The following is a 13,075-nucleotide window of genomic DNA, read 5'->3' as shown; positions in this document are numbered from 1 at the left end:
GGAAGACCATGGAACACACGTCACCATCCGAGAGGCTCTCCCGCCGGCAGGTGCTGCGCGGCGGCGCGGTCGTCGCGGGCGCGGGCGCGCTGTGGCTGACCGCCGGCACGGTGCCCGCCGGCGCGGTGCCCGCGTCCGCGCAGACGCCGCAGCCGGACGGCCGTCCCGGCGAGGGCAGCGTGACCGTGCGGGACAGCGCCAACGTCGGGGTCGCGGTGTCCCCCGACGGCCGCCGGCTCGCGGTGGACATCGCCGGCGGCATCTGGCTGCTGCCGGCCGCGGGCGGCCGGGCCCAGCGGATCACGCCGGAGGAGCACGACGCGACCCGGCCGCACTGGTCGCCGGACGGGCGCCGGATCGTGTTCCAGTCCTTCCTCGACACCGCCTACGACGTGTGGATGATCAACGCCGACGGCACCGGGCTCACCCGGCTCACCACCGGCTGGGGCTTCGACCTGGAGCCGCGGTTCTCACCCGACGGCAAGCAGGTGGCCTTCGCCTCCGACCGCGACCACGTCAGCCGGATCTGGGTGCTGGACCTCGCCAGCGGGCAGCAGCGCGCCGTCACCGACGCCGACGAGGTGCACGCGGCCCCGGTGTGGTCCCCGGACGGCACGAAGCTGGCCTACGTCGTCGGTGACGGCGCCATCGAGGAGCTGGACCTGGGTTCGGGCCTGCGCAGGCAGCTGCCCGGCGTACCCGGCGACGCCATGGTGTACTCGCCGGTCTACGCCCCGGACGGCCAGGTCAGCTACCTGAGCGTGGGCGGCTCCGGGACCACGGTGATGCTCGGGGCCAAGGCGATCGTGACCGGCGAGGACCTGCCGCCGCTGCCGGTGTCGTGGACCTCGGTGCAGGAGTTCGTCTACAGCTCCGGCGGCCGGCTGCGCCGCCGCTCGCTCTCCGGGGCCGTGCGGGAGATCCCGTTCACCGCCGAACTGCCGTACTCGGCGCGGAACTACCAGCGCAAGCGGCGCAACCTCGTGTCGGACGCGTCGCGCCGGGCGAAGGGCATGGCCGACCCCGCGGTGTCGCGGGACGGCAAGCAGGTCGCGTTCCGCGCGCTGAACGCGCTGTGGCTGCTGCCGATCGGCGGCAGGCCCCGCAAGGTCGTGGACGACGGGTACTTCGCGGCCGACCCGGACTTCGCGCCCGACGGCAGGTCCCTGGTCTACGTCAGCGACCGCGCCGGCACCGCCAACCTGTGGCGGCTGGACCTGGCGACCGGGCGCTCCGACCGGCTCACCGATCTGCCCGGCGGCCAGCTCGCGCCGCGGTTCTCCCCGGACGGCGCGAAGATCGCCTACCAGGACGAGTCCGGTCAGACCTGGGTGTTCGACGTCGCCGACCGCTCGGTGCGCCAGGTGCTGCCCGCGCTCTACCAGCCGGGCCGGCCGACCTGGTCGCCGGACGGCGGCAGGATCGCGCTGGCCGCGCTGATGCCGTACTCCAAGCGCACCTCGAACGGCAACAACCAGGTGCTGACCGTGGACCTGGCCGACAACAAGGTCCGGTACCAGGAGATCGGGCCGGACCGGTCGATCAGCACCCGCGACAACGACGGCCCGCTGTGGACCTCCGACGGCCGGCACCTGGTGTTCGGCGCGGAGAGCCTCGCCTGGCGGGTCCCGGTGGCCGCCGACGGCACCATCACCGGCGAGCCGCAGCAGCTGACCGACGAGGTCACCGACTCGCTGTCGATCAGCGCGGACGGCACCGTCGTCTACCTGTGCAACGGCGTGCTGCGCACCGTCGGGCCCGACGGCGGCGCGGCCCGCACGATCACCGCCGACCTCACCTACCGTCCGGCACGGGTCAGCGAGCCCACGGTCGTGCGCGCGGGCGCGCTCTGGGACGGCACCTGCGAGCAGCTGCGCCGCGACGTCGACATCGTGGTGCGCGGCACGACGATCGAGGCGGTGCTGCCCAGGGGCGGCGGCGTGCCCAGCGGCGCGCGGATCGTGGACGCCTCCGGGCTGACGGTGATGCCCGGCCTGATCGACACCCACAACCACTGGAACATGCGCGGCAAGCAGTGGGGCGACCGGCAGGGGCGGCTGTGGCTGTCCTACGGCGTGACCACGAGCAAGTCGCCCGGCGACCTCGCGTACCAGATGGTGGAGAACCGGGAGGCGATGGAGGCCGGCACCAGGGTCGGCCCCCGCTACCTCGGCTCGGGGCAGGCGCTGGACGGCAGCCGGGCCTTCTACAACTGCATGCGGCCGGTCCACACCGCCCAGCAGCTGGAGCGGGAACTGGACCGCGCCGAAGGGCTGGACTACGACCAGATCAAGTCGTACATGCGGATGCCGGTGGCCTTCGAGCAGCGCATCGTGGCCAGGGCGCACGCGATGGGCGTGCCGGTCACCTCGCACTATCTGTACCCGGCGGCGCACACCGGCCTGGACGGCATGGAGCACCCCGGCGGCGGCCATCGGCTGAACTACTCGCGCACGCTGAGCTACGCCGGTTTCCGGATGTCGCAGGACGCGGTGGACCTGCTCGTGGCCAGCGGCATGTGGGTGTCGTCGACCATGATCTTCGCCAGCGAGCTGTACGCCGGCGACCGGTCGCTGGTGGAGGACGAGCGCACCAAGGTGCTGTTCCCGGACTGGGACTACCGGCGCCTGGTGGCCAAGGCCGACGGCGCCGCGCAGCCGGGTCCGGAGAGCGAGCTCGACCAGCGGATCACCAAGGGCATGGTGGACGCGCTGCTGCGGGTGCACCGCGGGGGCGGCCTGGTCGTCTTCGGCACCGACGCGCCGCTGGACGACGTCGGCGTCAGCGCGCACCAGAACCTGCGCGTGCTGGTGAAGTACGGGTTCACCCCGCGCGAGGCGCTGATGACCGCGACCGGCAACGCCGCCAGGGCGCTGGGCTACGGCGACCAGCTGGGCGCGGTGGCGCCGGGGAGGATCGCCGACCTGGTCATGGTCGAGGGCGACCCGCTGACCGACATCCGCGCCGCGGCCGCGGTGCGGTCGGTCATGGTGGCCGGCGTCACCCGCACGGTGCCGGAGATCCTCGCGCCGTTCCGGCCGGCCAAGGCGGCCAAGGCGGCGGAGGCGGCCGGGGCGACCGAGGCGGCCGCCGTGACCGTTCGCCCGGCCGCGCCGTCGGCCTCGCAGGACCCCGCTCACTACTGGCACCGTCCGGAGTGGAGCATGCGTCAGTGCTGCCAGCACTGACCGTGCGGTCGGGCTACCGGGACACGCCCCGGTAGCCCGACGCGGAGGTGCCCAACCACTTCTTGAACGTGCGCTGGAAGTGGCTCAGTTCCTGATAGCCGACCGTACGGGAGACATCGGTGATCGACATGGTGGTGTTGCGCAGCAGGTGTCCGGCCTCGGTCAGCCGCAGCGCGGTGACGAAGTCGATGAACCGCCAGCCGGTCTCCTGCTTGAAGCGGCGGGAGAAGTGATATTGGCTCATGTACGCACTGCGCGCGACGCGACCGAGTGTCAGACCGCTGTCCGCGTAGTTCCCCCGCAGGTAGGCCACGGCGGCCCGCATGTTCGGCGAGAGCGTGAGCCGGTCGGTGTCCGGCAGCTGAAGGTCCCGTCCGACCTTCGCGGGCTCGACCGCCGACTCGACCGGTTGCCGCGTGAGGAAGACCCGCTGGTCGGCGTGGCGGTAGCCGGGCAGCGTCCGGATGAGCTGGTGCGGGGGACGGATCTCGACACCGGCGGGCGCGATCAGCACCCGGCACTGGTGCAGCCAGGGCTGCAGCCGCGGCCAGGTGAACCTGTCGTCCTCCGTGCACAGTTCCGGGGTGAGCACCTCGGCGGCCCGGTCGGCGATCCGTGCCCAGTCCGCCAGGTCGAGCTGCCGCGGCGAGAGCAGGCTGTCGGCGCCCTCGTGCCGCATCCGCGCCACCGTGGCGTAGCTCTCGTCCCCGAGCGACAGCGCGAGGTCGCAGATGCCGTCGTAGGCCCGGCGCTGCAGCCGGCGGTCCACCCGCAGCGTGAACAGGCTTCCGACCATCTCGCAGGCCGTGTGCCAGTCGTCGAACACCACCACCTCGGCCAGCTCGACCTTGGGGCTCGTGTTGAAGTAGGTGGCGAAGTCCATGACGCCCAGCGCCTGCGCGTTGTAGTAGGCGACGATGTCGCTCAGCGAGCTCTGCCCGTGCAGCCGGCGCACCGCCGGCAGCTCCGGCAGCACGCTCGCGTGCGAGAGCACCCGGTCGCTGTCGTCGGTCAGGTAGGCCACGCTGCGTCCCCGTTCGAGCGCGTGACCGGCGACCAGCAGCCCGGCGAGCGAGCGGTCGTGGCCCGCCGGAACGTCCAGCATGACGTCCGCGTCGCTCATTCTGGCGCGGTACGCATCGAGCACGCGGTGCTCGGACTCACCGAGTTGTCGAGGATCCGTCAAGGCAGCGATCATTTTTCCCCCTTGTGCAGATGTAACTCGCTGACCGCGCGCGAAGGTGCCTCCCTGCCGTCGACGGGTGCCCGATCGGCACCACGTCACGGCCTGCGCGAACCGGACTCGACGGCGATCCCGGTGGCAGCGCGCGGACAGGTCACAGCGCCGAGGACGATTCCCCGGACGCGAGCAGAACCTCCCCAACGATTCCCGCCGGCCACGGCGTCCCCGGGCGTGAACCCGTTCGATGGTCACATCACGCCGCGAACGCGTCAACCCGCATCTGTGACCCCTGACCACCGCACTTCCCGCCGCGGGCCCCTGATCGTGACGGAGCGTCAGCCGGAACCGCGGAGAGGTCTCCCGTGTTCGCCGAGGGCGTCACGGTGCCAGTACACCCTGTCAAAGAAGGAGCAGTCATGTATCGCACCCTGATGCGGTCGAAGATCCACCGGGCCACGGTGACGCAGGCCGATCTGCACTACGTCGGCTCGCTGACCATCTGCGCCGACCTGATGGAGGCCGCCGACCTGGTGGCCGGCGAGAAGGTCGACATCGTCGACATCAACAACGGGCAGCGGCTGTCCACCTATGTAATCGAGGGGCCGCGCGGCAGCGGTGTGATCGGCATCAACGGCGCCGCCGCCCGGCTCATCGGCGTCGGCGACCTTGTGATCATCATCGCCTACGCGCAGGTGCACCAGGACGAACTCGGCAAGCTCGAACCCCGGGTGGTCTTCGTCGACGAGAACAACCGGATCCTGCACGAGGGCTCCGATCCGGCCGACGTGCCGGCGGAATCCGGCCTGGTCCGCGGTGACACCCTCGCGAACGGGAACTGAGCCGGGGTCACCGCGCAACGGGTCCATGGCATTTCGCCACGGCGTCCGGGCCGGGGCGGGGCGATCGCGTGCGCCGCGGTCGCCCCGGCCCGGCGCCGGCCGGCACCCGTCGGCTGACGCTGGCCGGCACCGGTTGGCCGCCGCGCACGGCTCCGGCCGAATAGGGGTCCGACCGCCGAAGTCCGGGGTCGCCTCCTCTGGTGTTCCGGCGCGGCGTCAGTAATATGACAGCCCCTCATGTTCTCCTCAGGAGGCTGTCATGCCCGACCGCTTCGACCTGCCGGCGGACTTCCGCTGGGGTGCCGCCACCGCCGCCCACCAGATCGAGGGGGCGGTGGAGGAGGACGGCCGCGGACCGTCCGTCTGGGACACCTTCACCGCCCGCCCCGGCGCCGTCCGCGACGGCCACACCGGCGAGGTGGCCTGCGACCACTACCACCGGTACCCCGAGGACATCGCCCTGATGAAGGGCCTCGGGCTCGACGGCTACCGCTTCTCCGTCGCCTGGTCCCGCGTCCTGCCCACCGGCGCCGGCGCGGTGAACCCCGCCGGCCTCGCCTTCTACGACCGCCTCGTGGACGCGCTGCTGGAGGCGGGCATCACCCCGCTGCCCACCCTCTTCCACTGGGACCTCCCGCAGGCCCTGGAAGACCACGGCGGCTGGCTGAACCGCGACACCGCGTACCGCTTCGCCGAATACGCCACCGTCGTGGCCGACCGCCTCGGCGACCGCGTCCCCGCCTGGATCACCCTCAACGAGCCCTTCGTCCACACCGTCTTCGGCTACGCCCTGGGCACCCACGCCCCCGGCCGCACCCTGATGTTCGAAGCCCTCCCCGCCGCCCACCATCAGTTCCTCGCCCATGGCCTGGCCGCCTCCGTCCTCCACGACCACGGCCTGGAGGCGATGCTCTCCAACAACCTCACCCCCGTCGAGCCGGCCTCCTCCGAGCCCGCCGACCTCGCCGCCGCAGCCGCCTACGACGCCCTCCACAACCGGCTGTTCACCGACCCCGTCCTCCTCGGCCGCTACCCCGACCTCTCCGCCCTCGGCGTCCCCGACGACATCTTCGGCGCCGTGCGCGACGGCGACCTCGACCTCATCCACACCCCCGGCCTGGACGGCCTCGGCCTCAACTTCTACAACCCCACCCGCGTCGCCGCCCCCACCGAACCCGGCCTGCCCTTCGACCTCGTCGACATCCCCGACGTCCCCCACACCGCCTTCGGCTGGCCCGTCGTCCCCGACGCCCTCACCCGCCTCCTCCTCTCCCTCCGCGACACCTACGGCAAGGCCCTCCCACCCATCACCATCACCGAGAACGGCTGCTCCGTCACCGAGGAGACCGTCCCCGACCAGCCCCGCATCGACTTCATGGCCGCCCACCTCGACGCCCTCGCCGCCGCTGTCGCCGAAGGCATCGACATCCGCGGCTACTACACCTGGTCCCTCCTCGACAACTTCGAATGGGCCGAGGGCTACCACCAGCGCTTCGGCCTGGTCCACGTCGACTTCGCGACGCAGAAGCGCACCCCGAAGGCCTCGTACGCCTGGTACCGCGACCTGATCGCCGCCCACCGGGCGCGGTATACGACCTAGGAGTCGGCAACTCTCCGGCGGAGGGGTACGAGCAGAGGTTCGACGCGTCCGAGTCCCGGTGGCCACCCCGACCCACCCCGTCGACACCCCCGGCGAACCGCACTGGTTCATCCGGGCGACGACGGGAGTACCCCGATGCGGCCGCCGACCGGGAACGTCCGCCCGGCCGGCCCGACGACCCCGTGCCCCTCGGCTTGGAGCGCACGGCTGATCCCGGCCCGGAGGTGCCGTGCCCGGACGGCCGGCCCGTGCGGTACCCGCGACGGTGGTGCCGGCCCGACCGGGGCGGTGCCTGCCCGGCGCCCGACGGGCCCCTCGACCAGTGGAAGCCCTCCGCGGGCCGGAGGGGCTATGGTCGAATACATGGGAGAGCGACAGGTCGCACCCATTGCGCCGGACCTGGTAATGACGACTGCCGGCGGCTCGCGGGTCCTCACCCCGAGCCGCTCGTACCACGTTGGCCGCGACCCGGTCAGCGAGATCCCGCTCAGTGACCCCCGGGTGTCATGGCACCACGCGGTGCTGCACCTCGGCGACGGACACTGGATGCTGGACGATCTGGACAGCGACAACGGCACCTGGTCCGGGGGCCGCCGGATCTCGCGCCTCGATCTCGGTGACCTCGGCACCGACAGTGTCATCCGGTTCGGCAGCCCCGGCGACGGCCCGGAGGTGGAGCTCACCTTGGCACCCCCGCAGCAGTCCGCCGTCCCGCGTCCCACTGCGCTGACTGCGATCACCGGCTCGTACCGGCCGCCCACCGGCATCCATCCGCTGATCGCCCGCACCCTGCGGATCGGCCGCGCACCCGACAACGACCTGGTCCTGGCCGACATCGAGGTTTCCCGCCACCACGCCGAACTGCACACCACCGCCGACGGCCGGTACGCGATCACCGATCTGCACAGCCACAACGGCACCTACCTCAACGGTCAACCGGTGGTGGAGGCCGTGATCGGCCCGGGAGACCTGCTGGGCATCGGCCACTCGGAGTTCTGCCTGGTCGACGGCGAACTCCAGGAGTTCGTCGACACCGGCGACATCACCCTCGACGTGGCCGACCTGGTGGTCACGGTCGGCGACGGCCGACTGCTCGACGGGATCAGCTTTCCGGTCGGCCTGGACTGCCTGCTGGCGGTCACCGGTCCGAGCGGCTCGGGCAAGTCGACCCTGCTGAACGCGCTCACCGGGCTGCGGCCCGCCGACGGTGGCACGGTGCGTTACGACGGTCGCGACCTCTACCGCGACTACGCCGAACTGCGCCACCGGATCGGCTTGGTGCCGCAGGACGACATCCTGCACACTCAGCTGACCGTCCGGCGCGCGCTCGGCTACGCCGCCGAACTGCGCTTCCCCGGCGACACCGGGGCGGCCGAGCGGAACGCCCGGGTCGACGAGGTGATCGCCGAACTGGGCCTGGAGAAGCGGGCCGACCTGGTGGTCGCCAGCCTCTCCGGCGGCCAGCGCAAGCGGGTCAGTGTGGCACTGGAACTGCTCACCAAGCCGTCGCTGCTCTTCCTCGACGAGCCGACCTCCGGCCTGGACCCGGGGATGGACCGCTCGGTGATGCAGATGCTCCGGGACCTGGCGGACGACGGTCGCACCGTCGTCGTGGTGACGCACAGCGTGCTGAGCCTCGATCTCTGTGACCGTCTGCTGATGCTCGCCCCGGGCGGTCGCACCGCGTACTACGGACCGCCCGGCGACGCTCTGGAGTACTTCGGGTGCTCGCAGTGGCCGCAGGTGTTCGAGAACTTCGAGACCCAGGAGGACCGCGACTGGATGGGCGAGTACCGGGCTTCGCCCGCGTACCGCCGGTACATCGACCCCGTGGAACGGCCCCGAGCCCCGGTCGCGCCGTCGGGGCCGGCCGAGTCGGACGGAATGCCGCCATCGGGGGCGGCCGGGCGCAGTGGTGTGCCCTCTGCACCGTCCGGGCAGCGCAGCCCGAGGTCCCCGCGGCCCGCGCGACGCCGTGCCTGGCCCGTACCGGTCGAGCCGCCCCCTCAGCCGCAGCGCTGGGACCGCCAGTTGGGCACCCTGGTGCGCCGCTACACCGCCGCACTGGCCGCCGACCGCACCTTCGCGGTGATCATGATCGCGCTGCCGTTCGTGATGGGCGTGCTGGCCCGGGCGTTGGCCGGCGGCAGGCTCACCGACAGCAGTGTGTTCAGTGCGCTGTTGATCCTCTGCGTCGGCGGGGTGCTCACCGGTGCCGCCAACGCGGTCCGCGAGCTGGTCAAGGAGCGGGTGATCTACCGGCGGGAGCGCGCCGTCGGGCTCTCCCGATCGGCGTACCTCTGCTCGAAGGTGGTGGTGCTCGGCACGGTCACGGTGGTTCAGGCCGTGGTGCTCACCATGGTCGCGTTGGCGGGAGTGCGGCTCAGACCCGAGGGTGGCAGCGGGGTCTTCCTGCCGCCGCTCGCCGAGATCGTCATCGTGATGGCGCTGCTCGCCGTCGCCGGAATGATGCTGGGACTGCTGATCTCGGCGCTGGTCGGCAAGGAAGAGGCCACCATGCCCCTGCTGGTGCTGCTGGCCATCGTGCAGGTCGTCTTCACCGGCACCCAGCTGCGCCTGTACGGGGTGCTGGGACTCGAACAGCTCTCCTGGCTGATGCCGTCCCGCTGGGCGATGGCGGCGATGGCCGCCACCGTCGATCTGCACGCCATCTCGCCCGGCAACAACCTGGCGGCCGATCCGCTGTTCCGGCACAGCGCGGGGACCTGGCTGCTGAGTACCGGAATGCTGCTGGTGCTCAGCCTGGCCTACGGCCTGGTGGTCTACTGGCTGCTGCGGCGGACCGAGCCGGCGGTCATGCGTCGGGCCCGGAAGGTCGGCTGACGGACCCGCTCGTCAGCCGGACCGATCCGGGCGCTGCGTCGCCGCCTTCCGCCGTGACCGGCGGACCGCGGCGTCGTGGGGCGCCTGCGGTCCGCCGGTGCCGCTAGCCGACCACCGCCGGGGAGCGGGGGGCCTCGGGGGCGGGCTCCGGCTGGTAGAGCTCGGTGCGTCCTTCGACGTGGAGGTGGGGCAGACGGCGGTCGAGCCAGGCCGGCAGCCACCAGTTGCCGCGGCCGAGCAGGTGCATCACGGCCGGTACCAGCAGCAGTCGGACCAGCGTGGCGTCGATCAGGATGGCCGACCCCATGCCGACGCCGATGACCTTGATCGGCAGGTCGGGCGCCGGGACGAAGGCCGCGAACACGGCGACCATGATGGCCGCCGCCGCGGTGATCACCCGCGCGGTGCCCGCCAGTCCGCTGACGATGGACTCCGCGTTGTCGTCGGTGCGAAGCCAGGCCTCCCGCATCCGACTCACCAGGAAGACCTCGTAGTCCATCGAGAGGCCGAACAGGACGGCGAAGGTCAGCACCGGCACGAAGGCCGGCAGCGGGGTGGGGCTGTCGATGCCGATCAACCGGCCGGCGGTGCCCCCTTCAAGGACGAGGGCGACCACGCCGTACGCGGCGCCGACGGAGAGCAGGTTCATCACAGCGGCCTTGAGGGCGACGGCGAGGCTGCGGAAGGCCACCAGGAGCAGGAGCATCGACACCGTGACCACGCCGCCGACCAGCAGCGGGATGCGGCGGGCGATGTTGTCGGTGCTGTCGATCGCGCTGGCGGTCGCCCCGCCGACGTGCACCCGGACGCCGGGGCCGACCGCAGCCGGGATGACGTGATCGCGGAGGTCGCGGACCAGGGTCTTGGTGGAGCTGGACTGCGGACCGCTGTCCGGGACGACGGTGAGAAGCAGCGAGCGGCCGTCGGAGCCGGGCACCGGAGGCGTCACGGCCGTGACGCCGGGCACCGCCTTCAGCGCGGTGGGCAGCGCGGCCGTCGCCTCGGCGGGGGTGCCCGGCGCCAACTCGGCGACCAGGACCAGCGGTCCGTTGCTGCCCGGTCCGAAGCCGGCGGCCACCGCGTCGTACGCCAGCCGGTTCGAGCGCCCGGCGGGGTCGTTGCCTGCGTCGGGGAAGCCGAAGCGCACGCCCAGGAACGGCGCCGCGAGCGCCAGCAGGACGAGGACCCCGGTGACGGCACCGAGGACGCGGTGACGCTCGACGAGCCTGCTCCAGCGCAGCCAGCCGGCGCTCACCGAGCTCTCGCCCCGGGCGGCGCAGCGCTGGGGCAGCCGGAGGCGTTCGATGTGTCGGCCGAGGTAGCCGAGCAGGGCGGGGAAGAGCGTGGCGGACGCGGCGATCACGACGAACACGGAGAGGATCGCAGAGACCGCGGCGCCGCGCATGAACGACAGGCCCATCGCGAACAGTCCGAGCATGCTGACCACCACGGTCATTCCGGCGACCACGACCGCGCGGCCCGCGGTGTCCAGCGCGGCGACCGTGGCGGCCTCGGGTTCGAGCCCCTCGGCGCGCCACTCGCGGAACCGGGTTACCAGCAGCAGCGCGTAGTCGATGCCGACGCCGATGCCCAGCATCGCGGCGAGCGAGGTCGACCAGTCCGGGACCGGCATGATCGCGGCGAGGACCGGCAGCAGGACGCTGCTGACCGCGAGCCCGCCGAGCGCGGTGAGCAGCGGCAGGCCGGCGGCCACGACCGAGCCGAAGGTGATCACCAGGATCAGGGCGGCGGCCGCGATGCCGATGCCCTCCGAGCCGATCGCGCCCTGCTCGGCCTGCTGGACCGCCATGCCGCCGAGGTGGACTCGCAGGCCGCCGTCGACGGGGCGGGCGAGGTCGAGCAGCCGCTGGGTGTCCGCCTCGGGCATGTCGGGGGCGACGGCGACGTCCAGGTGGATCTGCCCGAGGGCGGTGCGGCCGTCGGCCGACACCTTGCCGCGCGGGCCGTACGGGTCGTCGATGCCGCTGACGTGCGGCACCTCGGCCATCCGGGCGAGCAGGTCCTCGACCCGGCCGCGGGTGGCGGCGTCGGTCACGCTGCCGTCCGAGGTCAGCACCAGGCTGATCGATTCACCGCCCAGCCCGGGGAAGTCCCGTGCCAGCAGCTGCTGGGCCTGCTTGGAGTCCGAGCCGGGCGCGGTGTAGTCGGCGCTGTACTTGGCGCCGAGGCCGGCCGAGAGGCCGAAGGCCGCGCCGGCGGCGAGCAGCCAGAGCAGCACCGTGCGGCCCCGGTTCCGGAAGCTCCAACCGGCTATTCGGCCGAGCGGGCCGGGCCTGTGCGACCCGCTCTCCCCGGCGGCTGTCCGCCGATCCTCGCGCAGTCCCTGGGACATGTGGTCCTCCGTGCGTCGTCAGGGGCTCCGCCCCGGGCAAAGCGTTACGCTTCATAACGTGCCTTACGAAGCGTAACGTTTCCCTCGACGGGTACGGATTGTCAACGCGGTGACTGGCGCGGCGAGCGGATGGAGAGGCGATGACGGATGGGGCGACCGACGGGAGCGGGGGGCGGAGCCGCCGTGAGCGCCTGCGCGCCGACACGGTGGAGGAGATCAAGCGCGCGGCTCTGAGCCTGATCGTCGAGCGCGGCGCCGCGAACCTCCGCTTCACCGACATCGCCCGCAGCATGGGGATGACCCCGCCCGCGCTGTACCGCTACTTCGCCGACCGGGACGAGCTGTTCACCGCCTTGGTCGCCGACTCGTACGACAGCCTGTCGGACGCGTTGACGGCGACCCGCGAGACCGTGCCGCCGGACGACCTGGACGGACGCTTCATGGCCACCTGCATCGGCTACCGCACCTGGGCGCAGCGGAATCCGGAGCGCTTCGCCCTCATCTTCGGCGCCCCCGTGCCCGGGTACGCGGCCCCACCGGACGGACCGACCGTGGCGGCCGGCCGGCGGGCGATGGAGCACATGGTCGAACTCGTTGCCGACACGGCCGAACGCGGCCGGCTCGGCAGCCCGCCGGTGCCGGACGCGGCGGAAGCCCTGATGCTGGCCTGGGCCACCGTGCACGGCTTCGTCACCCTTGAGGCGCACGGCCACTTCCACGCGCTCGACCAGCAAGCGCGGGACCGCCTCTTCGCTGTCCAGGCGGGCGTCGCCGCGCGCACCGCAGGCCTGTCGCCGGCCGTGGACCGGTGGTGACCACAACCCGCGCGGCAGACGGCCATGGCTTGGTCGGCGAGGCCAGAACCATTCGCGACTACTATGCCCCCCGACGCGCCGGCCGGTCCGAACTGGCCGCCACGCAACGAACTGGCACAATCCCCGGCCACGGCTTCACGAGCGGTTGCTCGACCTGGTGTGACCCGAGGGCGGTCGCCCGATGGCACCGGCCTTGACCGCGTCCGTTGTGATCGCGGCGGCCGGCTTGCCGTCCTCGACCTTGTTCCTTGAG

General features: G+C 72.3%; 7 protein-coding genes. 5 read left to right on the top strand and 2 right to left on the bottom strand.

Going from position 1 to position 13,075, the window contains the following annotated elements:
- Positions 1-8 precede the first annotated feature (8 nt).
- Positions 9-3,188, top strand: a complete 3,180-nt coding sequence (locus tag ACGFSC_RS17045) for an amidohydrolase family protein (RefSeq protein ID WP_359898892.1) — start codon at positions 9-11, stop codon at positions 3,186-3,188.
- 13 nt (positions 3,189-3,201) lie between these two features.
- On the opposite strand, the gene ACGFSC_RS17040 is transcribed toward ACGFSC_RS17045, so the two are convergent.
- Positions 3,202-4,311, bottom strand: coding sequence for a helix-turn-helix transcriptional regulator (locus tag ACGFSC_RS17040; protein WP_359898894.1), 1,110 nt, complete (start codon positions 4,309-4,311; stop codon positions 3,202-3,204).
- Positions 4,312-4,787: 476 nt separating this feature from the next.
- Here ACGFSC_RS17040 and panD point away from each other — a divergent pair, with 476 nt between their 5' ends.
- From panD to ACGFSC_RS17025, 3 genes are all read left to right on the top strand, one after another.
- Positions 4,788-5,210, top strand: a complete 423-nt coding sequence (gene panD, locus ACGFSC_RS17035; protein ID WP_359898896.1) for an aspartate 1-decarboxylase — start codon at positions 4,788-4,790, stop codon at positions 5,208-5,210.
- A 259-nt stretch (positions 5,211-5,469) separates the two neighbouring features.
- Positions 5,470-6,810 carry a GH1 family beta-glucosidase gene (locus ACGFSC_RS17030; RefSeq protein ID WP_359898898.1) on the top strand — a complete coding sequence of 447 codons (1,341 nt, stop codon included), beginning with the start codon at positions 5,470-5,472 and terminating at the stop codon, positions 6,808-6,810.
- A 363-nt stretch (positions 6,811-7,173) separates the two neighbouring features.
- Complete coding sequence (locus ACGFSC_RS17025; RefSeq protein ID WP_359898900.1) at positions 7,174-9,654, top strand: FHA domain-containing protein; 2,481 nt, start codon at positions 7,174-7,176, stop codon at positions 9,652-9,654.
- A gap of 103 nt (positions 9,655-9,757) precedes the next feature.
- Here ACGFSC_RS17025 and ACGFSC_RS17020 read toward each other — a convergent pair whose 3' ends face one another.
- Complete coding sequence (locus tag ACGFSC_RS17020) at positions 9,758-12,007, bottom strand: MMPL family transporter (protein WP_359898902.1); 2,250 nt, start codon at positions 12,005-12,007, stop codon at positions 9,758-9,760.
- Between the two features lie 140 nt (positions 12,008-12,147).
- Between ACGFSC_RS17020 and ACGFSC_RS17015 the strand changes: the two genes are divergently transcribed.
- Complete coding sequence (locus ACGFSC_RS17015) at positions 12,148-12,822, top strand: TetR/AcrR family transcriptional regulator (protein WP_359898904.1); 675 nt, start codon at positions 12,148-12,150, stop codon at positions 12,820-12,822.
- Positions 12,823-13,075: the final 253 nt, after the last annotated feature.

The organism is Kitasatospora sp. NPDC048715, assembly GCF_043198905.1.
Classification (GTDB): Bacteria; Actinomycetota; Actinomycetes; order Streptomycetales; family Streptomycetaceae; genus Kitasatospora; species Kitasatospora lactacystinica.
This window is presented reverse-complemented; position numbering and strand designations above follow the sequence as displayed.